Source organism: Desulfoconvexum algidum, assembly GCF_055382125.1.
Genome location: NZ_AP042394.1, coordinates 4,564,323 through 4,586,523 on the forward strand (window position 1 = coordinate 4,564,323; position 22,201 = coordinate 4,586,523).

The 22,201-nt window shown below is 47.9% G+C and carries 21 protein-coding genes; 10 read left to right on the forward strand and 11 right to left on the reverse strand.

What is annotated here, in order from left to right:
* The 7 genes from ACZ45G_RS20705 (at window position 1) to ACZ45G_RS20735 (ending at window position 5,642) form a co-directional block, all read left to right on the forward strand.
* Entirely contained in the window at window positions 1-1,164 is a 1,164-nt protein-coding gene (locus tag ACZ45G_RS20705) for an ABC transporter substrate-binding protein (RefSeq protein WP_464172403.1), read from the forward strand.
* Complete coding sequence (locus ACZ45G_RS20710) at window positions 1,151-1,972, forward strand: ABC transporter permease (RefSeq protein WP_464172404.1); 822 nt, start codon at window positions 1,151-1,153, stop codon at window positions 1,970-1,972. Before ACZ45G_RS20705 ends, ACZ45G_RS20710 begins: the two co-directional genes overlap by 14 nt.
* Window positions 1,973-2,048: 76 nt before the next feature.
* Window positions 2,049-3,425, forward strand: a complete 1,377-nt coding sequence (locus ACZ45G_RS20715) for an ABC transporter substrate-binding protein (protein WP_464172405.1) — start codon at window positions 2,049-2,051, stop codon at window positions 3,423-3,425.
* Window positions 3,426-3,438: 13 nt separating this feature from the next.
* Window positions 3,439-4,248: a hypothetical protein gene (locus ACZ45G_RS20720; RefSeq protein WP_464172406.1), complete on the forward strand. Its 810-nt coding sequence runs from the start codon at window positions 3,439-3,441 to the stop codon at window positions 4,246-4,248.
* Between the two features lie 41 nt (window positions 4,249-4,289).
* A complete protein-coding gene (locus ACZ45G_RS20725; protein WP_464172407.1) occupies window positions 4,290-4,430 on the forward strand; it encodes a hypothetical protein in 141 nt (46 codons plus the stop codon).
* Complete coding sequence (locus ACZ45G_RS20730; protein ID WP_464172408.1) at window positions 4,430-4,915, forward strand: DUF2058 domain-containing protein; 486 nt, start codon at window positions 4,430-4,432, stop codon at window positions 4,913-4,915. Before ACZ45G_RS20725 ends, ACZ45G_RS20730 begins: the two co-directional genes overlap by 1 nt.
* A 1-nt stretch (window position 4,916) precedes the next feature.
* Window positions 4,917-5,642, forward strand: a complete 726-nt coding sequence (locus ACZ45G_RS20735) for a spermidine synthase (protein WP_464172409.1) — start codon at window positions 4,917-4,919, stop codon at window positions 5,640-5,642.
* Between the two features lie 53 nt (window positions 5,643-5,695).
* Here ACZ45G_RS20735 and ACZ45G_RS20740 read toward each other — a convergent pair whose 3' ends face one another.
* Complete coding sequence (locus tag ACZ45G_RS20740; protein ID WP_464172410.1) at window positions 5,696-7,126, reverse strand: coniferyl aldehyde dehydrogenase; 1,431 nt, start codon at window positions 7,124-7,126, stop codon at window positions 5,696-5,698.
* 451 nt (window positions 7,127-7,577) lie between these two features.
* Between ACZ45G_RS20740 and ACZ45G_RS20745 the strand changes: the two genes are divergently transcribed.
* The gene (locus tag ACZ45G_RS20745; protein ID WP_464172411.1) at window positions 7,578-8,465 is read left to right on the forward strand and encodes a DMT family transporter; all 888 of its coding nucleotides are present in this window, start codon (window positions 7,578-7,580) and stop codon (window positions 8,463-8,465) included.
* A 150-nt stretch (window positions 8,466-8,615) separates the two neighbouring features.
* On the opposite strand, the gene ACZ45G_RS20750 is transcribed toward ACZ45G_RS20745, so the two are convergent.
* The 8 genes from ACZ45G_RS20750 to ACZ45G_RS20785 all read right to left on the reverse strand — a co-directional run bounded on the left by ACZ45G_RS20750 (window position 8,616) and on the right by ACZ45G_RS20785 (window position 19,081).
* Window positions 8,616-10,025: a TolC family protein gene (locus ACZ45G_RS20750; RefSeq protein ID WP_464172412.1), complete on the reverse strand. Its 1,410-nt coding sequence runs from the start codon at window positions 10,023-10,025 to the stop codon at window positions 8,616-8,618.
* Between the two features lie 123 nt (window positions 10,026-10,148).
* Window positions 10,149-13,391 carry an efflux RND transporter permease subunit gene (locus ACZ45G_RS20755; protein WP_464172413.1) on the reverse strand — a complete coding sequence of 1,081 codons (3,243 nt, stop codon included), beginning with the start codon at window positions 13,389-13,391 and terminating at the stop codon, window positions 10,149-10,151.
* Window positions 13,388-14,560 carry an efflux RND transporter periplasmic adaptor subunit gene (locus tag ACZ45G_RS20760; RefSeq protein ID WP_464172414.1) on the reverse strand — a complete coding sequence of 391 codons (1,173 nt, stop codon included), beginning with the start codon at window positions 14,558-14,560 and terminating at the stop codon, window positions 13,388-13,390. Before ACZ45G_RS20760 ends, ACZ45G_RS20755 begins: the two co-directional genes overlap by 4 nt.
* A gap of 105 nt (window positions 14,561-14,665) precedes the next feature.
* Window positions 14,666-14,896 carry a hypothetical protein gene (locus ACZ45G_RS20765; protein ID WP_464179983.1) on the reverse strand — a complete coding sequence of 77 codons (231 nt, stop codon included), beginning with the start codon at window positions 14,894-14,896 and terminating at the stop codon, window positions 14,666-14,668.
* A 91-nt stretch (window positions 14,897-14,987) separates the two neighbouring features.
* Complete coding sequence (locus ACZ45G_RS20770) at window positions 14,988-15,791, reverse strand: ABC transporter permease (RefSeq protein WP_464172415.1); 804 nt, start codon at window positions 15,789-15,791, stop codon at window positions 14,988-14,990.
* Window positions 15,788-16,681: an ABC transporter permease gene (locus ACZ45G_RS20775; RefSeq protein WP_464172416.1), complete on the reverse strand. Its 894-nt coding sequence runs from the start codon at window positions 16,679-16,681 to the stop codon at window positions 15,788-15,790. Before ACZ45G_RS20775 ends, ACZ45G_RS20770 begins: the two co-directional genes overlap by 4 nt.
* Window positions 16,674-17,762, reverse strand: a complete 1,089-nt coding sequence (locus ACZ45G_RS20780; protein ID WP_464172417.1) for an ABC transporter ATP-binding protein — start codon at window positions 17,760-17,762, stop codon at window positions 16,674-16,676. Before ACZ45G_RS20780 ends, ACZ45G_RS20775 begins: the two co-directional genes overlap by 8 nt.
* 149 nt (window positions 17,763-17,911) lie before the next feature.
* Window positions 17,912-19,081, reverse strand: coding sequence for an extracellular solute-binding protein (locus ACZ45G_RS20785; protein ID WP_464172418.1), 1,170 nt, complete (start codon window positions 19,079-19,081; stop codon window positions 17,912-17,914).
* A 29-nt stretch (window positions 19,082-19,110) separates the two neighbouring features.
* Here ACZ45G_RS20785 and ACZ45G_RS20790 point away from each other — a divergent pair, with 29 nt between their 5' ends.
* Entirely contained in the window at window positions 19,111-19,293 is a 183-nt protein-coding gene (locus tag ACZ45G_RS20790; protein WP_464172419.1) for a hypothetical protein, read from the forward strand.
* A 188-nt stretch (window positions 19,294-19,481) separates the two neighbouring features.
* Here ACZ45G_RS20790 and ACZ45G_RS20795 read toward each other — a convergent pair whose 3' ends face one another.
* Window positions 19,482-20,342 carry a metallophosphoesterase family protein gene (locus ACZ45G_RS20795; RefSeq protein WP_464172420.1) on the reverse strand — a complete coding sequence of 287 codons (861 nt, stop codon included), beginning with the start codon at window positions 20,340-20,342 and terminating at the stop codon, window positions 19,482-19,484.
* Window positions 20,343-20,533: 191 nt separating this feature from the next.
* Window positions 20,534-21,169, reverse strand: coding sequence for an endonuclease III (gene nth / locus ACZ45G_RS20800; protein ID WP_464172421.1), 636 nt, complete (start codon window positions 21,167-21,169; stop codon window positions 20,534-20,536).
* Window positions 21,170-21,182: 13 nt separating this feature from the next.
* Here nth and ACZ45G_RS20805 point away from each other — a divergent pair, with 13 nt between their 5' ends.
* On the forward strand, window positions 21,183-22,184 hold the full coding sequence (locus ACZ45G_RS20805; protein ID WP_464172422.1) for a tRNA 4-thiouridine(8) synthase ThiI: 1,002 nt from the start codon (window positions 21,183-21,185) through the stop codon (window positions 22,182-22,184).
* Window positions 22,185-22,201 lie beyond the last annotated feature (17 nt).

A 22,201-nucleotide genomic window follows, 5' to 3' on the forward strand; every position in this document is an offset into this window, starting at 1 on the left:
ATGAACACTTGGTCACGACGAAAATTTTTAAAGACAGCCGCAGCTAGCTGTTCCGGCCTTATCCTTCCCTGCGCCCTTCCCTCATTTGCCCGCCAGACACCCTTGAAACTTGGGTACTTACCCATAACAGATGCAACACCGCTTCTGGTTGCCCACGGCCTTGGCTATTTTTCCCAGGAAGGACTTCAGGTCGAAAGACCTGTCATGGTCCGATCCTGGAAAATCTTGATTGAATCCTTTTTGGCCGGAAAATTCAATCTGACCCATATGCTTTTTCCCATACCGGTATGGATGCGATTCAAACAAAAAATGCCTGTCAAGGTTCTTGCCTGGGACCATACCAATGGCAGTGCCATCACCGTAAGGGGAGATTCCGAAATTTTTAAGTTTTCCGATCTTGGCGGAAAACAGGTGGCCGTGCCTTCCTGGTACTCCATGCACAATCTCATCTTGCAATTGGGTCTTCAAACCCAGGGACTTACACCGGTGATCAAACCCCAGTCCGAAAAATTGGCACCCCACGAAGTCAATCTCTTTATTCTATCGCCGCCGGACATGCCCACAGCTCTCTTAGGTAAAAGAATCGATGCCTTTATTGTGGCAGAACCCTTTAATGCCCTGGCCCAGGTAAAATTTAATGCCCGGATCATGAGATTTTCCGGAGATATTTGGAAAAACCATCCCTGCTGTGTCATTGTTGCCAACGAAAATGTTATCCGCCAGAACCAGGCTATGATGCAAAAAGCGATGAATGCCATTGTCCGGGCCCAGGCCTGGTGTCAAAAAAACCCACGAGAGACGGCCCACCTGCTCAGCCGTGACGGAGAAGGGTACCTTCCGGTTCCAGAGACGGTTCTGGCGAGGGTTTTTGCCCCCCTTCCACGAACAGAACTGGTTCACCCCCAATGGGATGTGACACGCATTGGTTTCCAACCCTTTCCCTTTCCGTCTGCCACCCGATTTATTATGGAACAGATGAAACAGACCCGGGTTGAAGGGAATACCGATTTTCTTGCATCCCTGGATGCAGGCATGGCAACAAGGGAGCTTGTGGATGATACCTTTGTCAGAAAAGCCATCGCTGAGATGGGCGGAATTTCTAAATTTTGCGATTGCAGCATAGAAACACCATTTTCAAGGGAAGAAATTGTTGAAATCAATTAATCGGTTTGTATATCGAAGCTCCAGGCAGGTTGGATTGAATGCGGTTTTCGGCCGCATGGAGTTTGGCTGGAAATATGAAATCATCGGACTTGTGCTATTTGCAGTTCTCTGGGGACTGATTTCTTTTTTTATTTTTACCCGGCCCCAATTTTCTCAGTTTAAGGGATTTCTACCAGGCCCCACCTTCAATGCCCTGGTGGATGCATTCCAAAACAGTGGTTTCTGGCTCTCGGCCTTTGCAAGTCTTCGACGGATTCTTGTGGGAATCTTTATTGCCTCTGTGATTGGATTTCCCACAGGCATTATCATCGGCTTTTATCCAACGCTTCGGGGACTATCTTACTCTCCCCTCCAGTTTATCCGAATGATCAGCCCCCTGTCCTGGATGCCCATTGCCCTGCTTTTATTTACAAGCTTTGAGTCGGCAATCTATTTTTTGATTGTAATGGCCACCATTTGTCCTATAATATTAAATACGACCATTGGCGTTTTAAATATTAATCCCCAATGGATACGAATGGCATTGAACCAGGGAGCCAGCGACACCCAACTGATACGGACCATTATAATCCCCTCCTCCCTGCCCCATATGCTGACCAGCCTGAGACTGGCGCTGGGGGTGGCATGGATTGTTCTGGTTCCGGCAGAGTTTTTGGGTGTTTCCAGCGGACTGGGCTATCTCATCAATGACGCAAGGGATACCATGGAGTACGATAAGCTCATGGCGATGATCATTGCCATTGGAATTTTAGGGTTTATTCTGGACCGTTTTTTCCAGAAACTCCAGCATAAGGTGAACTGGTCCTGAAATGAATAGATACCTTTTAATAAAATTGGTATAAATTTAGCATAAAACTATCAAATAATTACTAAAGGAGTTTTTTATGGCGGTAGACCCAAATATAAAAATTGTGGTGGCAGATGACTCGGGCACCATGCGCATGATGTTTAAACAGATTCTTGCCAAAGCCGGATACACAAACCTTGTCATGGCGGTTAACGGTGCAGACGGAATGGAAAAAGTAAAAACTGAACGTCCGGATCTTGTGGTCAGTGACTGGAATATGCCCACAATGGATGGCATAGAATTTTTACAAGCACTCCGGGCCACCGACGAATTTAAAGATCTTCCCTTTATCATGGCCACGGCCCAGTCTGACAAGGGTCAGCAATTGAGCATCAAGGAAGCAGGGGGAAACGGCCATGTTCCAAAGCCCTTTGATGCCGACCAAATAGGAAAGGCCATTGAACAAGCCTTTGCCGGCGGCATGGAACAGACCGAGCGCGCAGAAAAAAAACGAAGCACCATCGGCGGCAGGGTAGAACTGAACGTGGCCCATATTCAGATCACAGACCACCTTGCCCTGGGTGCCCTTAAACACAGGATTGAAACCGGGGATGTAGAACCCCAGCATTTTGACCTGACCACAACCCTTAAGGGAGGATGGAACCCCATCCAGGAAGGTCTTGAAAGCGGAGAAATTGACTGCGCATTGGTCCTGGCTCCCATTGCCATGGATTTGTTTGCCTATGATTCTCCCATACGTCTGGTACTTTTTGCCCATAAAAACGGATCCACCTTTGTCAGATCCAAACACTATGACCCCAGGTTTGATTCTCTCCAAAGTTTCTACAAATACAAGGTGGTGGACATTCCCCATAAAATGTCTGTCCACCACATGCTGGCCCATAAATTTTTAAAGGAACTCGGATTAAAACCGGGTGTCCCGGGCAAAAAAGCCATAAATGTACGATTTGAGGTGGTGCCCCCCATTAAAATGCCGGAAATCATGCGAGAAAACGAAGATGTTGCCGGCTTTATGGTGGCGGAACCCGTGGCCACCAAAGCCATTGTCAATGACATTGGAAATCTGGAATTTTATTCAGCCAGCCGTTGGGACAATCACCCCTGCTGTGTCGTAGCCATGCAGGAAGACTTTATCCAGAAACATCCCGAAGCTGCCCAGGAATTTGTCTCCCTGATGGTTGAAACCGGAGAATACATTGAAAACGACAAAGCCCGGGCGGCCCAAATCGCTGTCAGCTTCCTTGACCCCCAAGGCAAAATGGGGCTTAATCCAACCGTATTAACAAATGTTTTTTCCCAACCCCAGGCCATCCGTTGGGACGGCCTCTACCCGGAGGCCCAGGATCTGGAGAAAATTCAACGATACATGCATGATGTCATGGAAATTGGTAAAATCATTGATCTTGAAAAATTCATTGAAAACCGCTTTGCCAATCAGACATACAATATATAGACGAGGTGTTTCCATGAAAATTACAGACCCACAAGTCATTGAAGATGGAGAAAAAGACCTGATTAATGCCGTACAAGAAGATCTGGATCTGGATGCAGTCAAACAGATTCTCAAGGATCGCATGGGGGCTTCCACCCTGTCTTCAAAGGGGGGGCAGATTGTGGTTCACAACAATAAAGTCGCTTTCAGGCTGGACTTTGATATCAAGTTAAGCGGCAGCCTGCTCTTTGACAGGGAGGGCAATTATATTGATACCGGGGAGGCGGACCTCCTTGAACCTGCCACGGACCCGGAAATGGCCTTGGAAGAATTTGATTTCGAGGATACACTCCCCGATAAAGGAATAGATGATCCCCCATATGATGGAATCCCCTTGGTTGAAACAGGACTCGACGAAACCGATCCCGACGAGATCAATACCGCTGAACCAGATCTATCAGAACCAGATCTATCAGAACCAGATCTATCCGAACAAGATCTGGAAGATAACATCTCCATTGGTCTTCCTGAATATGGTCTTGAGGATGAACCAGAAGACGAAACAAACCTGACCGATCAAGAGGAGACAGACATATCCTCCCTGGACCTTGAAACAGGGGATCTTCTGTCCGATGAATCAGTGGAAACACAAGATTTCGAAAGCATGGCAGAATCAAACGAGGTTGACACCCAAAACCTGGAAAATGAGAGCCTGGAAGATGAGAGCCTGGAAGAAAAGGATCTTGCGGATGAAGCTGTGCTTCAAGAAGAAATACTTGACGATGATATCAATGGTATTCTCAAAGAAAGCCGTGACTTCTGGGAACAAAAAAAGGATTCCTAACAACGGTGAGAATTCCTTACCCCAAAAGGGAGAAACACATCATGCCTGATTCAAACAAGGGCAGTCTGGTTATCGAATCAGCCGTACGTAATCATGACCTGGATAACCTGACTGAAAAATTTTCAACCCTTGAAAAAGAATGCCAAAATATAGTGACGTTTATTAAAGGATTTGCACCATAATGGGAACATCGTTTCAAGACCAGCTCCTTAAATCAGGACTTGTTAGTAAAAAACAGGTCAAAAAAATCTCGCATGAAAAACGTGCCAATCGCAAAAAAAATCAAGGGAAAAACGCCTCTCCTGAAATAAATAAAGCGCTTGAAGAAAAATTGGCCAAAGAAAAACGTAACCGGGAACTCAACCAAGAACTCAATAAAGAAAAAAAGAAACGTGAACGTCTGGCCCAGGTCCGGCAACTCATTGAAACAAACCGTTTGAATTTAGAAGATTATTATGATGAGCCCTACCACTTTGTTCTGGGGAAAAAAATCAAAAAACTGTATGTAAATGAAGAGATCGCCAGGCGACTAAGTCTTGGGCAATTGGCCATTGTTCGCCTTGATGACCATTTCCAGATTGTACCTGCCAAGGCGGCCCATCAAATCGCCAGCCGTGATCAGGCTGCACTGGTGGTGCTGCACAGCCCCGAAGACCCGAAGGAATGAAATGAGTTTAAACTTTGAAGAAATAGATTTTCGATCAACGCCTATCGGGGACCTGATATTACGGCGCCGTAGGTTGCTACAGCTCGGGGGTCTTGAGATATATGAGGTAAAACTTGGCGAGGATTTTTTGATGTCAAGCTTGTTCCATGAGGCAGAATCTCAATTGGCCAAACTGGGACTCAATCTATTAAAAAAAGAAAATTTAGACGTTGTGATCGGGGGCCTCGGGCTTGGGTACACCGCTGTTTCTGCCTTGGAAGATGAGCGTGTAAAATCCCTTGTAATTGTAGAGTATTTAGAAGGGGTCATCGAGTGGCACCAAAAAGGACTTGTCCCCCTGGGCAAAATCCTGACAAAGGATTCGCGTTGCCAATTTCTCAACGCCGACTTTTTTGCACTGTCTTCTGACCTGTCAAAAAGCTTTGATCCGAACCATCCCCAAAAAAAGCATGATGCCATCCTTCTGGATATAGATCACACACCAACCCGGGTATTACACCAGACAAACACCCGTTTTTATACGCGAGAAGGGCTGGGGGAACTGGCCCAGCATTTAAAGCCCGGCGGCGTTTTTGCCCTTTGGGCCGATGGACCGCCGGACCCATCCTTTACCCGTCATCTTTGCAAGGTGTTTGCAACGGCTAAGTCCCACACCATCGTGTTTGATAATCCCATAACCGGCGGTTCCTCCGATGGTGCTGTTTACACAGCACAGGTAGGTCTGTAAGGCCATCACAACAAACAAAGACGCCAGATGGAAATAAAGGATTTGCAGATGTTTCAGGAAATCCATTTTATTTTTTTTATTAATTTGTAAAGTCTGTCAAAGGTTGCTCCGTAGGGAGGGGCGACGGCCAGGGCTTTTTTTGCCTGTTTAAAAACAGGTCTGAGTTTTGAGAATTCAACAAAGCCCTCGTATCCATGATATTGGCCCATCCCGGAGTTCCCGATTCCCCCGAAGGGTAGATCATGCTGGGCCACATGCATGGCACAATCATTTATGGTGACACCGCCTGATCGGGTGTTTAAAATCAGTTTGTCCAAAAACGCCTGATCATTGGAAAAGGCATACAGAGCCAGGGGGCGCTCATGGCTATTAATATAGGCAATGACCTCGTCCAGCGATTCATAGGTCATTATCGGCAGCAAGGGGCCAAATATCTCATCTTGCATAAGGATCATCTCTTCATTGACAGAGGTCACAATGCAAGGAGAGATTTTTTGCAATTCATCATTTGCCTGGGGGCCTGGTATTAAATTAATGATATCTGCATTTTTATCCCTGGCATCTTCAAGGGTCTTCAAGAGTCGCAAATAGGCTTTCTGGTCGATAATGCTGGTATAGTCCCGGGTTTCCAATCTTGGATATCGACGGGAAACAATTGTTTTTGCCATTTGGACAACCGCATCTTGCTTGCCTTCCGGCACAAAGAGATAGTCCGGGGCCACACAGGTCTGCCCTGAATTCATGAATTTGGCATACAATATCCGTTCAACCGCTGTTTTTAAGTCAAAATCTTCTGCTAAAATAGTGGGCGACTTGCCCCCCAATTCCAATGTCACGGGTGTCAGGTTTTTTGCAGCCGTGGCCATAATCGTTTTCCCCACCGTTGGGGAACCTGTAAAAACAAGGTGATCAAAGGGCAGGGAAGAAAAATCTTTTGAGGGGGTTCCCGGTAGGAATGCGATCAATTCTTCAGAAATTATTGCAGAAAATTTTTTTTGCAATAAAGTGCAAAGTCTCTGGGAATTGGCTGCCTGTTTAACCATTACCCGATTGCCTGCCGAAATGGCGCAGGTTAAAGGACCCAGCACCAGGAACAGGGGATAATTCCAGGGGGCCACAATCCCCACCACGCCTTTTGCCTGGGGGATAACCTTATTGCTTCCGCCAAAAAATACCAGGGAGGTATGGCGTTTTTGAGTTTTCATCCATTTTTTTAACCGTTTCCGGGTATATCTCAACCCCATTATGCTGCTGGATATTTCCAGGATTTTTGTTTCATGGTGGGAACGGTTTCCAAAATCGGCACAGATTGCCTCACAAATTGCCTGATCATTCTCTTGTATAATCTGCTCAATTTTTCTTAAAACATCCATCCGCTCCCCATGGGAAAGATAGGGGTGCTTAAGACAGGCCTCTTTTTGCCTCTTGAAGGTTTCCAATGCTCTGTTCTCATTTTCCAGGGGGACGATTTTAGCGGTGTTCATTTTTATCCTCACTGCTTAAGGTTCCAGATCCAATTGATGGGAAATTTCCACACCTACCTACTGCCAGATAAAAAACCGCACAGCAGGAGATCAAGCAGTAAAAAACTGCTTGAAAAATTTATTGTTATTATTTGCCGCTTTTTGTATTTTATACAAAATAATATATTAACAAACGCTTTTATTTACTATTATTTACCAATATAAACAATAATTATTTTTAAGGCCCCTCTTTTTTGGAGAACCCGTCTTTCAATTTTGCCAGGCCCCTGGGACAAATCCGATCCCGGCAGACGTTTACGAGAAAAATCGTACAAGCGGTGCCCACCCTTGTGTTCTTCTGGGAACACATCATTGCCCATAATAATTGCTTGACGCACCCCCTTGTTTAATATTAGAAGGACACCTTTTGACTTAATTACTGCCAAATAATTCAGCATGACACTGGAATACCATGAAATTAAACACTTTGAAATCAGATTTTATCCTGATATTGGTTGCCACCATCTGGGGCCTTGCATTTGTCGCCCAGCGAATCGGAATGGATCATATTGGGCCTTTTACTTTTAACGCAATTCGATTTGTACTCGGATGTCTGTCTCTTTTACCGATCCTCCTTCTCACACGCAAGAAAACGATGCAAAGCCCCAAACAAGGATTGCTCAAAGCCGGTTGCATCTCTGGAATATTTCTGTTTTTAGGGATTTCTTTTCAACAGGTAGGCCTGGTATATACCACCGCCGGCAAGGCCGGTTTCATAACCGGACTCTATGTGGTTATAGTTCCTGTGATCAATTTAATTTTTAAACAAGGGAAAACGGCAGCAAGCACATGGGTCGGTGCTATTTTAGCATGTATTGGCATGTATTTGTTGAGTGTAAGCCGTGACCTTTCGATAAACTTTGGCGATATCCTCGTCTTTTTCAGTGCCATCTGCTTTGCGTTTCACCTACTCATTATCGGAAGACTGTCCAATCGTTTCAACACGGCTTTATTATCATTGGTTCAATGTATGGTGTGTGCCCTGTTAAGCCTTACGGTTGCAGTTGTTTTTGAAACCTTTGTACTGGCAGATATAATGACGGTTGCCATACCATTGCTATATGGTGGCATTCTCTCAGTTGGTGTGGCTTACTCTCTTCAGATCTATGGCCAGAAAAGCGCGCCAGCCACTCACGCTGCCATCATTTTAAGTTTTGAATCCGTGGTTGCCGCCATCGGTGGCTGGATCATATTAAATGAAATTCTTTCCGGCCGGGGTATCATAGGCTGTGTGTTAATGCTCACAGGCATGCTGATATCCCAGCTGTACACACAAAAAAAAGAGATGTCGATGCCTTAGGTTTTTGAGCAGACCTCACCAAAATATTGATTGGGATGATTACCCTCTCCTTATTTTGTTTTGCTTTTAACGGTTTCGGGTTTTCCTTTCATTGGAAGTCTATTAATGCATGGAATCTGCCTGTTGGAATCTATCCATAGTCATAGGCGTTTATGGCGGGTCAATCTTTCCAGCTGCCAGGGCAAGGCGGGTTGCGGCCAACTTGTAATCATGGACAGCCTTGATTTCATGGGTCAGACTCTGCTGTACCATGACTTGGGCATCTAGAAGATCGGTAATGGTAAACAGTCCGCTGTTGTACCGGTTTTTCACGATGCGCAAAGACTCTCGTGACTGGCCTACGGCGGCCTGGTTCACTTGAATGCGCTCCCAGGCGCTCTGGGCATTAAAAAATGCCTGGCGGATTTCCCCGCAGATCTGCTGTTCCATGCCACGCAGGCGGGTTTTGGTCTGATTGAGGTTCATTTGTGCCTCCCGCACCTTTGCCGAGATACGGCCTCCGGTGAACAAGGGCATGGAGACGATGGCAGCAATGGTATAGTTGGTTGCCGAACCATCAAAATCCTCGGAATTGATCTCATAATTTCCCGCCAGACTCACCGACGGATTCCGGGAGGCCCTGGATTTGTCTATCTCTTTTTGGGCAATCTGTCGCTGAAAAGCCAGATGCTTGAGATCCGACCGATTGGACAGGGCATTGCTAATCCAGGTATCCAGGCTGCCGACGATGGGATCACCGGCCTTGAGGGGAGTTGACAGGGTATAATTCACATCTCCTGCAACCCCCATGGCAACATTCAGCCGGCATTTGGCAATATCGGCCTGACTTTTGGCCTCGGCCAGCTGTTGTTCCAGGTCGGCAATCTGGACCTGGGCGCGCAGCAGATCACTTTTCGCCACAAAGCCCCCGTCATAACGGGATTGTACCATTTTCAGGTGGGAACGGGCAGTATCTGAAATCTGCCGGATAACGATTTTGTTTTCCCGGGCAAACAAGGCGCCGATATAGGCGGTGATGGTGTTGGCAATCACCTGCTGCCGGGTGTGTTCGTTAAAAAGCGCTGCTGCCTCCTGGTTCAAATGGGCCTGCTGAAGGCCATACCAGGTCTGTCCGCTGTCATACACAGGCCAGGAAACAGAAAGGTTCGATGCATAATTTGTGATACCGTCAGGGTTATTGAGCCGGTCCGGATCAACATCCTGGAAAGTGATTGATTCCTGGTTCAATTTTGTCCCAAAGGCCCACATGGGATTGGTGGTGCGGCTGGACTGTCCTGAAAGATGAACCTGGGGCATGGCGCCTGAACGGGCCTGGATAACCTTTTCCTGGGCGGAAAGGACCCCAAAGCCTGCGGCCTGGAGGCTCGGGTTGCGGGCCAGTGCCGTTTCAACTGCCCGGGAAAGTGTCAACGCCAACATCGGGTCCGACACCGGGTTCGATATCAGGTCAGATGCCAGGCTCTGAACCGGGGAGAACAGGAGCCAACCGGCCATAAACCAACCGGCCATAAACCGTCTACATCCGAGGCGTAAAAAACCGTTGTTCAATTGTAATGTCATTGGTTCTTCCTTAATTGTTTGAGCAGTCATCATTTATATGAAATTCCGGCCAAGATATTGTAATTATAAGCGTTTCATTTTTCGGTATGGCCAGGATCCAATACCATACTCCGGCCATGCCGGTTATTCGGATTCTGCCTCTTTTACGGAAAGGTGGACCGCTTCCCAGCGTTTATCCATGAAATACAAAATCGGTACCGTCATCCGTGAAAACAGCAGGGATGCCACCTCTCCGGCCATGAGGGATATGGCAAGTCCCTGAAAAATAGGATCAAAGAGAATGACCGAAGCCCCCACAACCACGGCGGCGGCCGTCAGCATCATGGGACGGAACCGGACAGCGCCGGCATCAATGACCGCCTGGTCCAGGGGCATGCCCTGGGCGATCCTCAGCTCAATAAAATCCACCAGGATGATGGAATTTCGCACCACAATTCCGGCACCTGCGATGAAACCGATCATGGAGGTGGCCGTAAAAAATGCCCCCATGGCCCAGTGGGCCGGAAGAATCCCGATCAGGGAAAAGGGGATGGCCACCATGATCACAAAGGGCGTTGAAAACGACTGGAACCAGCCCACCACCAGAACAAAAATCAGGACCAGGACCACGGCAAAGGCGATGCCAAGATCCCTGAATACCTCGTAGGTGATATGCCATTCCCCGTCCCATTTCATGGAAAGATGCCGGTCTGTTTCCGGCAGGGCTGCCGTGTGCTGGACAATGCCGTACCCTTCGGGTGTTGTGATGGCATCTATTTTTTCCCACATTTCCAGGATGGCATAGACCGGGCTTTCCTTGGCGCCGGCCACATCGGCTGTCACATGGATGACCGGCATGAGATTTTTATGATAGATGCTCCTGTCCAATTGGGTCTGCCGCACCCGCAGCAGGGAGGAAAGGTCCACCAGACTGCCGTCGGCAGCCGGCACCTTGACAGCCCCGAGCCGGTCCACACCTGCCCGGGTGGCAAGCGACGGCTGGAGCACAATGGGGACATCTTCTTTTTCCAGGGACTTGTGGAGCAGGCCGGCTTTTTGTCCCTCCAGAACCAGCTTCAGTGTCCGGGCGATCCTGCCGACACTGATACCATGAAGGGCCGCCTTTTCCTGGTCAATATCCAGCTGGAATCTTGCCTGATCCTCTTCCATGTACCAGTCCACATCCACCACGCCATCCGTGGTTTCAAAAATATTGCGCACCTTGAGGGCCAGTTCTTTCTGACGATCATAATCCGGGCCGTATATCTCTGCCACAAGCGTTGACAACACCGGAGGTCCCGGGGGGACTTCCGCTATTTTGACCCTTGCTCCGTAACGGTCAGCAATCATTTTTAAGGGGGGTCTGACCCGTTTGGCAATTTCATGGCTCTGCTGTTTGCGCCTGCCTTTTTCGGCCAGGTTGACCTGGATATCTGCCATGGAAGGCCCCGATCTCAGGTCATAATGACGAACCAGGCCGTTGAAATTATAGGGCCCGGCTGTTCCCGAATGGATCTGGAAATCCACCACCTCGTTGACGGTTTTAAGATACTCCCCCATTTCCATGGCAGCCGAGGTGGTCTCCTCAAGGGTAGCTGTCTCGGGCATGTCCAGAATCACCTGGAATTCACTCTTGTTATCAAAGGGCAGCATCTTGACCCGGACCAGGCCTGCGGCCACCAGGGCACAGGCCAGGAGAAGCAATCCTGCCACCCCCCCGAGAAAAGCCCAACGCACCAAAGGCTTGTGAAGCAGTGGATCCATGACCTTCCGATAAAGCCGTATGGACCAGTCTTCCTTGTGCGGGTCTCCATCCCCCCTGTGCCTGTCCGGCCGTATCATCCGCACCGATGCCCAGGGGGTGACGATAAAGGCCACCAAAAGAGAAAAAAACATGGCGGCCGAAGCCCCCATGGGAATGGGCCGCATATAGGGGCCCATGAGACCGCCGACAAAGGCCATGGGCAAGATAGCGGCAATGACGGCCAGGGTGGCCAGGATCGTGGGATTGCCCACTTCATCCACCGCTTCTATGGCCACCGTGAAATGGGAACGGCCATGGTTTTCTTCCAGCCGATAATGGCGCACCACGTTTTCCACCACCACAATGGCATCATCCACCAGGATTCCGATGGAAAAAATCAGGGCAAACAGGGTGATGCGGTTCAGGGTGTAGCCGTACAGGTAAAAGGTCGTCAGGGTCAGGGCGAGGGTAACGGGAATGGCAAAGGCCACCACATAGGATTCCCGATGCCCCAGGGTAAACCAGATGAGGATGGTCACCGATACCACGGCAATGAGCATGTGAAACAGCAGTTCGTTGGACTTTTCCTTGGCCGTCTCACCATAATGGCGGGTGATGGTCATATGAACATTGTCCGGGATAATCCGTCCTCTTGCTCCCTCAACCCGTTTCAACACTTTTTCTGCCACACTGATGGCGTTGGTGCCCTTGCGCTTGGCCACGGTCAGGGTAACGGCAGGCCAGACCCCACTGGCAGCAGCCTTGGTCTGAATCTGTTTTTCAGCAACGGCAGGGCCGGTACCGAAAAAAACATATTGGGACGGATCCCCTGGTCCGTCTTCAATGACAGCTACATCCCGCAGATACACCGGCCGGCCCTTGTAAACATTGATCACCACCCGGCCCACATCTTGGGCATCCTTGAGAAAACCGCCTGTGTGGACCACCACCTGGCCCTGGCGGGAGGGGAAACTGCCTGAATCCGATGCCTGGTTGGCCGCGGACACAATGCCTGCAACCTGTTCCATGTCCAGGCCATAGGCAGAAAGCCGCACGGGGTCGAGACGAACATTCACCTGTCGCGCCTCCCCGCCGATAATGGTGGTAATGGATACATTGGGTTCCTGCTTGACCCGGTCCTCTATCTCTGCTGCCAGTCGTCTGAGCTGGTAATGATCCACTTCTTCGCTCCAAAACGTCAGGGCCAGGATGGGAACATCATCAATATATCGGGGCCGGATCAGCGGCGGGCTTACACCGGAAGGGATCCTGTCATAATTGGCCGTCAGCTTGGCTTGAAGCCGGACAATGGCCCCCTCCTGGTCCTGTCCCACCAGAAAACGGACCACAACCATGGACATGCCCGGCATGGAAGTAGAATAAATGTATTCCACACCCGGGATTTCCCATAGCAATTTTTCCATGGGTTTGGTGACCCGCTGTTCCACCTCTTTGGCAGACGCCCCGGGCATTTTTACAAACACATCGATCATGGGAACGATGATCTGGGGCTCTTCCTCCCTGGGCAGGGCCATAACCGCTGCAATCCCCAAAAGAATCGAAGCAATGATAATCAAAGGGGTCAGCTTGGAATCAATGAAAAATGAGGCAATTTTCCCAGCCGGGCCTAATTTTATGGTCACGATGCCCCCTCAATGGTCATGCCGTCCTTAACGCCTGCAGGAGGAGACACAAGAAAGCGGGTTCCCGGTTTCATCCCTGAAATAATTTCAATTTTATCCTTGAAATGCCTCCCCGTTCTCATGAGGCGAAATCTTGCGATCCCCCCCCCATCCACCAAAAAGTATCCGGTAAGCTGCCCCTGCACCACCTGGGCGGACTCAGGGATCAACAGCATGCCGCCTTCCCCCACGGGGATACTGACCCTGGCAAACATGCCCGACCGCAGCAACAAATTTTCCGGAAGGATGACCTTGACCGTAAACGAGCGGCTGGTCCGGTCTGCCATGGGAAAAATCGTTTTTATGGTACCCGAGATCAACCCAGAATCCGGCTGGGCCGGTATACCGACTTCCAGGGACTGTCCGATTTGCACCATCTGGATATAATGCTCCGGCAGCACCAATTCGGCCTGGAATCCGCCTGTTCCCTCCAGGGTGAGCAAGGGGGTTCCGGGGGATGCCAGATCCCCGACAGTGATCATTTTTGCGGTCACTATCCCGTCATAGGGGGCCAGGATAGTGGCATCCTTCTGGGAAATGTCGGCCCCAAAAACAGCAGCCCTTGCCTGGGCAATCCGTGACTGGGAAGCCGCCACCATGGCGTCTGACTGGGACAAGGCTGCCTGGGCCTGGCGATGGCGGGCTTCAACTTCTTCAAACTCCTGGCGGGTGGCGGATTCCTCCTGGTACAGCTTTTGATACCGTTTATAGGTGGCCGCTGCCAGGTCCGCGCCTGCCTGGGCCGCATTTCTGGCCGCAATGGCGGCTGATGCCGATTTCCTGGCGCCTGACAGGGAAGCCTCGCTTTGACGCAGGCCCGCATCCACCTGGCGCTTGTCCAGGACGACCAGGACATCTCCCTGCCGGACCGAATCTCCCTCCCTGACATTGACCGCCTTGACCGTTCCCATGATTTTACCGGACAGGGTGCTGGCAGTCTGGGCTGCGATGGTGCCGAGGGCTTCGTAAACAAAAGGCTGGTTACTAACGGCCGCCACCGCCACATCGGCCTTGATGGAGGACGAAGGACCGGACAATGTGGTGCCAGGTTCTATTTTGTCCTCGCAACCCGTTAAAAAAGTGAGGATACCCAATAAGATCCATATCCGGCACAAGTATTTCCTAACCATGGTTTACTCCTTTTATCTTTATCAGACAATGATCTCTCGTTGATCCCCGAATCATCCAGCGGTTCTGACAATTTGTCAATTCTTTTTATCCTGTTTTCTCATCAATCATCGGTCTTCATATGAATGTTCAACAAGGGAATGGAACACCGGCGAAACATTTTTTGGGCAGTGGACCCGAAAAGATATACTGGCGACAAGTTCCGGAAGGCGAGTTCCAACCGCTACAATGGTCAAGCCGATCAGAAGATCGCTGATCCCAAAAAATTTTGCAATCTCAATTGATCCTGTCACCAGCATTTGGGAACTGACAAGCAACAAAATTAAACCCAGGACGATCGAGAAACCGCCTTCCGAAGAGAGATCGTCGGATGTTCCAGTTTATTTCCCACTTCAACAGCCAGGGTGTCTGAAGATCTCTGTTTTTGGTTTATGCGGCTTTGATCATTTCGCGTCGACGGCGGTACTCATAGACAATAGCACCCAGAACCGTCAGAAGGATAAAAACCACGGCCAGGGCGTTCATGGCCGGGCTGATAAAACTGCGCAATTTGGTGCCGATATAAATGGGTAATGTTTGCTCAACACCAATGGCAAAAAGGGTGGTGTTGTAGTTGTCAAAGGACTGCATAAAGGCCAGAGCCATGGACGAGATCAGGGCGGGTTTCAAAAAAGGCAGGGTTATTTTCCAGAATACCTGACCATGGGTGGCGCCCAGGTCAAAGGCCGCCTCTTCCTGGGTCAGGTCAAAGCGCTGGGCCCGGGACATGATCAAAAGCATGCAATAGGAGGAAATAAAGGTCGATTGGCCGAGAATAGCGGTCCATAAACCGCCGGGGATATCCATATAGCTGTCCCAGAACAAAAAGGTTGAGATCCCCAGGATAATACCCGGGGTCAAGATGGGGGACACCAGGACGCCGTATACAAAATTGCGGGCCTTAAACTGTAGCCGGGTCAGCAGCAAGGCCCCGCCAAGTCCAATGGGGACAGAGATAGCAACCACTGAAAATGCAACCAGAAAGCTGTTCCAAAGGGCACTCCACATCTGCTCATCCTTGGCCAGCTCTCCAAACCACATCAGTGTAAATCCTTTCCAGGGCGTGATTTGGGGAATATCATTGGCATTAAAGGCAATAATTGTCATAAAAATAAGGGGCAAAAACATATAGGCAAAAAACAAGGTCAGATAAAGGCCTATTATAATTCTGAAAATAGATTTGGATGATTTCATTGGGTAAGCTCTTTCAAACCAACTTTAAATAATTTAAGCATCATAAACATAAAAACGACACAAAGCAGCATCAAGACGGTTGCGTAGGCCGCTCCCAGATTCCAGTTGGCACACTCAAAATTGGTGTTGATGACCTGGGTGAACCAGAAACTGCTGGGGCTGCCCAACAACTGTGGAGCGGCAACGGTTCCGGCTGCCAGCATAAATGTCATGGTGCAGCCCACGGCGATGCCGGGTTTGGCATGGGGCATGACAATTTTATAGTGAATGCGCAGCCAGGATGCTCCAAGATCCCGGGCAGCATCCAGCTGATTTTTATCCAGACTCTCCATGACATTGTATATGGGGAACACCATAAAAAGGATATAAGCATAGGTCATCCCCAGAATAACGGCCCCGTTGCCCATACGAAAATTAATGGGATCCGCAATAATCCCTAGGAATATGAGGAATTGATTCAAGATGCCCATATCTGCCAAAATGATTTGCCAGGCAAACAACCGTAGCAATTCATTGATCCAATAGGGGATTATCAATCCCAGCATCAACAAACCGATCTTTGCACCCCGGGCCACCTTGGCAAGGTAAAAAGCGATGGGGTAGCAGATGGTAAGGGCTGTAACGGTGACGATGAGACTGGACCATATGGTTTTAAAAAAAATCGCCATGTGTAATCGATTGGTAAAAAACACCATATAATTTTTCAAGGTCCAGATGTCTTTGGGGCCGCCTATCTCCCGCAGTGGCAACATGGGTCTCAGGGAATAATCAAACATGATCAGCTGGGGGATTAAAATCATGAACACCACCCAGACACCCACGGTAATAAAAATATATGCGACGCCTATTTTACCCAGGTCCTTTAGGGCTGTATTCCAAAAATCACGCAATGGAGGTGCCTCCGTCTTTTAATAAAAACGCATTTTCCCTGTTGAACCTCACCTTGATATTTTCACCCTCCTCGATCCTTGGAACTGACCCATCGTTATTGAGTCGCATGGTAAATATTTGCCCCTGTTCGGTCTCAAGTGTTACCACGGCATAGGCCCCCTCAAAACTGATGGTCTTGGTCCGGCAGGTCAATCGGTTCTCTGCATGGGAGTCTGTTGCTAAGAATACGGTCTCCGGCCGGATAAAAATAGTGGCTGTTTCTCCTGTTTCCATGTGTTGGGGATTTTTACAAAAGAATGACCCACATGCTGTTTTGAGGAGGGCATGATCCCCATCAATACGGATGATATCGCCATCAACGATGTTGCTTTCGCCGACAAAGGATGCCACAAAAGCGGTTTTCGGGGTGTTGTAAATAATATCGGGTTTTGCGACCTGTTCGAGCTTGCCAATGGACATCACCCCCACCCGATCAGACATGGTCAAGGCTTCGGTCTGGTCATGGGTGATATAAATAAAGGTGACATCGGTACGGCGTTGAATATTGCGCAATTCAGCGCGCATATGGTTTCTCAGCCTCAAATCCAGGGCAGACAAGGGTTCGTCCAGCAGTAAAACGGCAGGGTTCACCGCCAGGGCACGGGCTATTGCCACCCGCTGCATTTGTCCGCCGGAAAGCTCGCTGACCATTCTGTCTGATGTTCCATAAAGATCCACAAGCTCAATGAGTTCTTCCACCTTTTTTTCTCGTTTTGCTTTTGCCACATGACGCACCTCCAGGCCGAATCCGATATTTTCTCCCACCGTCATCAGGGGAAAAAGGGCAAGGTTCTGGAATATCATGGCGGTTGGACGATTGTTGGATCCAATCTTACACATGTCTTTGCCGCCTATCTTTATTTGCCCTTCACTGGGATCCATAAAGCCTGAAACCAGGCGCAACAATGTGGTTTTACCGCAACCAGACGGTCCTAAAAAACTAAAAAACTCTCCAGCCTGGATATGTACATTTATATCCCGAACTGCGTAAACTTCGTTGAAACGCATGCTAACGCCCGATATCTCAACATCTTGGCCCATCCTATAAATCCCTTACTATATAATTTTGAAACAATCGTTTCTTTGCTATCCTATGTTTTTTGGCATCTGTTTTTTTGGAGTCAAAACGAGGCCACAGGCCCTGTTTTAAGAAAAACTTAAGGAACAGGGCATGGGCCTTTTCCCTGCAGCTAAGCTGCCTGAAATTTGTCCCTGTATTCGGTACGCGCCGGAACAAACCAGGGTTGTTCGTTGGGATACCACCATAGGTTTTCAAGGGCATTGCCCGGATAGGCGTCTTTGAACCCCTGTTTGGTCTTTTCATCCAGCAGATTGTCAACCCCTATTACAGGGCTGTTGTAACCGGTGGATTTTGCCATGATAGCGCCGGCTTCGGGTGTATAGGCCCAGTTGAGAAAGGCATAGGCCTGTTCCAGGTTCTCGGCATTTTTGACAATACTCATGGAATCAACCCAGGTCATGGCCCCTTCCTTTGGTGCCATGTAAGTAACGGGCTTGCCTTCCTTTTTCATGGTCATAATCGGACCGTCCCAGGTCTGGCCGATAAGGCAGCCATTCTGCAAAAATGCCAGCTGGTGATCCTGGGCGTTATTCCAGAACATTTTAATATTCTTTTTCTTGGAGATTAAGAATTTGAGAATTTCATCATATATCTTGCGCATTTTTGCTTCACTCTCATAGGTATCATACATCCTGTTGGAGGGGACCTGGCCTGTTGCATCCAGGTATAATCCAGCACCAATAAATACCGAATGGGGTCTGCAGGTCACTTTTTGATTAAACTCATCTTCCCACATGGTGCCATAGGAGAGGTCACCATATTTATAATCGAGTTTGTCGGTGTTAAAGGTGATCGCCTCTGTGCCCCAGTCATAGGGGAGCCCTACGCGTTTGTTATCGATAACCCCCCCTTGTTTTTTGGAGGATTCATAGAAGGAGGGTTCAAGGTTTTTCATGTTTGGAATTTTATTTTCGTTAATGGCCTGGTACAATTCAAATTCCATGTGCAAAGCGATTTCGGTAATAGAGGGCTGAGCAATGTCGAATCCCTTGGCACGGGCAGCACGCAATTTATTCATGCACTCCTGATTGGAGGAGTAGTTGGTTACCTTGACCTTGATGCCGGTGGATTTTTCAAAGGCTTTGATGACTTCGGTTTTTGAGTAATCCGGCCAGGTATAAAGATTCAATTTACCCGAAGATGACAAGGCATCTTTAATAAACCAGGGTCCCATGCTGGCCGTTGCATAAACGCCAAGGCCTAAGGTTGTGGATTTTTTAATAAAAGATCGTCTGGTGATTGCTTGGGTGTCTTCTTCTTTTTGACTTTTTTTTTCCATTTTCATCTCCTTCATTAAGTGTGAGTAAAATGGCAATATACAGCAAATACAAGGCGTGGCATGTCATTGCATTGTCGCTTCTTACCGGCATTGCACCGGTAATCAATAAAATTTTGCCCCAAAAGAATATTTTACACGAAAAGGCCTTTAAGAAACGAATGCCTTTACATATTCATCTTCCAGATCATCAATTGTACAGCCTTCGATGGTAATAACCTCATAAACTACCTAGTTCTGCTCCATAGTGCAACGTTTTAAAAAAAAACATGGAAACAAAAATCAGGTGTCGCTATCGATGCTTTAAAAAACCCATTGAAATTAAAGGAGGGTGAAGGTGACAGCAAATACCTGCCACCGGCTGAAAAATTTGATGGGGGGGGGGGGGTGAAGCCAGTCGCTATTAGGGAATATCATTTCCCGAAACTAATTCCTCGGTAAAACTCAAAGAATCCCCGTCAAGAAAAATCCTTATCACATAAATCTGCATTTTCGTGGTACCCCAGTTTTTATAAAACAAAAACATATTATCGTCATTGTCATGGTTACAAGAGGATAACGAACCCACCATATACTGGGTAAACGTATGATTAAAATAAAGATCGGTGGTCTGTCTTAAATCCAGCTGGTGGGTGTGCCCGCAAAAGACATGGCCTATTTTATGTTCCCTGACAAAATCAATTAAAGACAAGGAATTTAGAAGCGGTCCCTCATCTGTGGCCAGAAGCGAGTGGTGAATCAGCATCAGGGACACATCATATTTCATCCGGCTGATTTTTTTTGAGATCTTCCTTAAAACTTCCTCTTCAACAACCCCGTCATCATTGGAAAGCTGATTTGAATCTATGCAAATAATCAGCACAGTCACGCCATTGATGGTAAAAACCTTGATATAGTTAAGATCCGTAAAGTTATCTTTTATTTTGGTAATATCTCGTTTTAAAAAAAGGTTCTTCTTGGTGGTAAGCTCCGGCCTTAACGGAGAAATAATCTCATTTTTGTATATGTATTCCTTAAAATATTCATGTGAACGCATATTTCGTTTGTCATGGTTGCCGATAATAGAAATCACATTTTCACAGGTAATCCCCTTTAAAAATTGTCCTGCTTCCTGATATTCACTTTCCAGCCCATCTGAGGTGCTGTCACCCGTATTGATTACGATATCGGCATCATATGTATTGAGTTTCTCCAACAATATGTCATCATTGCCCTCCCAATGCCGCGGTCCAAAATGCAAATCAGATATGTGTAAAATATTCATTCCAGCTTTCCTTTGTTACGCAGGGAGGCACCCCTTACCATAGACGCGTATGGTCACCAAATCCAGGGGGTTTGCCCATATGTTTTTAGTTTAATCGGCATGTATTTGCACTTAGTATAATAGTTACCCTCTGGTGTAAAGTTAATTAATGACCGAATGAAATATAAAACTACAAAAAATGGTTTGAAACCCTATTTCTTACCCCGGGTGGGACAGATGTCAAACATGGGACAAATTTTGCACAAGGGCTTTTTGGCATCACAGATCTCCCGGCCAAAATAGATAAACTGGAGGGATAAATCGCTCCAGGAAGATTTTGGGATGATTTCCATGAGTTCAAACTCCACTTTTACCGGGTCCTTCTTGTCGGTGAGACCCAGTCTGTTGGAGAGCCTCAAAACATGGGTATCCACCACAATGGCATCATATCCAAAGGCAGCCGATCTTACCACATTGGCGGTTTTACGCCCCACCCCGGGTAGGCAGATCAAGGATTCAATACTCTCCGGAACAATATTTTTATAATTTTCCAAAATAGATTGGGCACAGGCCTTGATGTTTTTAGCCTTGTTGTTGTAAAATCCGGTTGAATAGATAATGCGTTTAATATCTTTTAAGGGTGCCGCGGCAAGGGCATCTGGATCCGGATAAATGGCAAACAGTTTTTTTGTCACCTTGTTGACCTGATTATCCGTACATTGTGCCGACATAATGGTTGCAATGAGCAATTGAAAAGGCGTTGTATGATCCAGCTGGGTCTTGACAACCGGATACCGCTCCTTTAATCTTTTAAGCAGTGTATTAATTTTTATTGAATCTAAAACCATAGAGCATTTATATATGAATCAAAACAAAACCACAAGACAGATTAAAGCCCTGGGGCTGTGTTCAGGGGGGTTGGACAGCATCCTCTCGGCCCTGGTATTAAAAAAACAGGGGATTGATGTCACCTGGATCAGCTTTGAAACCCCATTTTTTTCATCGGAATCCGCCCAAAAAGCATCCGACCAAACCGGCATCAACCTCATCATCCAGGATATTACAAAGGAATACATGGAGATGATGAAAGCCCCCAGGGGCGGCTTTGGGAAAAACATGAATCCCTGCGTGGACTGCCACACCATGATGTTTGCACTAGCCGGCACCCGTATGCGAGAAGAAGGGTTTGATTTTTTATTCAGCGGAGAAGTTTTGGGCCAGAGACCCAAGTCACAAACCAAGAATGCCATGAGATCTGTTGAAAAAAACTGCGGATTTGATGGAGATCTTCTGCGCCCCCTAAGTGCACGCTGCCTGCCGGAAACTCGCATGGAACAAGAGGGGTTGGTGGACCGGGAAAGGCTCATGGATATAACCGGTCGTTCCAGAAAGGTACAGATACAGATGGCCCGCGAGTTTGGCATCAAAGAATACCCAGCACCTGCCGGGGGATGCCTTTTAACGGACAAAGTTTTTTCCAACCGGCTTCGGGACCTTTTATATGTACAAAAAACCGATGAAACGCGACTGCTCCATCTCTTGAAATTTGGACGTCACTTCAGGCTGGACAATGACTGCAAGCTGATTGTGGGGCGGTCAAAAAACGACAATGAACAGATCCTCGCCTGGTATGACAAAACCCAAGACATCCGACTGCGCCATGCTGAGATGGCCGGGCCGGATGTAATTCTCCTGGGCAATTTTTTTGATGCACACATCAAGACTGCGGCCCAAATCACTGCGTCATATACCAAATCGAAACCCGGTGAAACAGCCGTCATCAAAGTGATTAAAAAGGGAAAAGAGACCCTTCTCAAAGTTTTAACCCCTCAACCCGGCGTCTTTGAATATCTGATGATCTAAAAAGAACAAAGTCCCCG

What these genes read in the sequence shown, in the direction of transcription:
- ACZ45G_RS20705 (WP_464172403.1), top strand. Translation starts at nt 1, where the DNA reads ATGAACACTTGGTCACGACGAAAATTTTTAAAGACAGCCGCAGCTAGC.
- ACZ45G_RS20715 (WP_464172405.1), top strand. Translation starts at nt 2,049, where the DNA reads ATGGCGGTAGACCCAAATATAAAAATTGTGGTGGCAGATGACTCGGGC.
- ACZ45G_RS20720 (WP_464172406.1), top strand. Translation starts at nt 3,439, where the DNA reads ATGAAAATTACAGACCCACAAGTCATTGAAGATGGAGAAAAAGACCTG.
- ACZ45G_RS20725 (WP_464172407.1), top strand. Translation starts at nt 4,290, where the DNA reads ATGCCTGATTCAAACAAGGGCAGTCTGGTTATCGAATCAGCCGTACGT.
- ACZ45G_RS20730 (WP_464172408.1), top strand. Translation starts at nt 4,430, where the DNA reads ATGGGAACATCGTTTCAAGACCAGCTCCTTAAATCAGGACTTGTTAGT.
- ACZ45G_RS20735 (WP_464172409.1), top strand. Translation starts at nt 4,917, where the DNA reads ATGAGTTTAAACTTTGAAGAAATAGATTTTCGATCAACGCCTATCGGG.
- ACZ45G_RS20740 (WP_464172410.1), bottom strand. Translation starts at nt 7,126, where the DNA reads ATGAACACCGCTAAAATCGTCCCCCTGGAAAATGAGAACAGAGCATTG.
- ACZ45G_RS20745 (WP_464172411.1), top strand. Translation starts at nt 7,578, where the DNA reads ATGAAATTAAACACTTTGAAATCAGATTTTATCCTGATATTGGTTGCC.
- ACZ45G_RS20750 (WP_464172412.1), bottom strand. Translation starts at nt 10,025, where the DNA reads ATGACATTACAATTGAACAACGGTTTTTTACGCCTCGGATGTAGACGG.
- ACZ45G_RS20760 (WP_464172414.1), bottom strand. Translation starts at nt 14,560, where the DNA reads ATGGTTAGGAAATACTTGTGCCGGATATGGATCTTATTGGGTATCCTC.
- ACZ45G_RS20770 (WP_464172415.1), bottom strand. Translation starts at nt 15,791, where the DNA reads ATGAAATCATCCAAATCTATTTTCAGAATTATAATAGGCCTTTATCTG.
- ACZ45G_RS20780 (WP_464172417.1), bottom strand. Translation starts at nt 17,762, where the DNA reads ATGGGCCAAGATGTTGAGATATCGGGCGTTAGCATGCGTTTCAACGAA.
- ACZ45G_RS20785 (WP_464172418.1), bottom strand. Translation starts at nt 19,081, where the DNA reads ATGGAAAAAAAAAGTCAAAAAGAAGAAGACACCCAAGCAATCACCAGA.
- ACZ45G_RS20790 (WP_464172419.1), top strand. Translation starts at nt 19,111, where the DNA reads ATGGCAATATACAGCAAATACAAGGCGTGGCATGTCATTGCATTGTCG.
- ACZ45G_RS20795 (WP_464172420.1), bottom strand. Translation starts at nt 20,342, where the DNA reads ATGAATATTTTACACATATCTGATTTGCATTTTGGACCGCGGCATTGG.
- nth (WP_464172421.1), bottom strand. Translation starts at nt 21,169, where the DNA reads ATGGTTTTAGATTCAATAAAAATTAATACACTGCTTAAAAGATTAAAG.
- ACZ45G_RS20805 (WP_464172422.1), top strand. Translation starts at nt 21,183, where the DNA reads ATGAATCAAAACAAAACCACAAGACAGATTAAAGCCCTGGGGCTGTGT.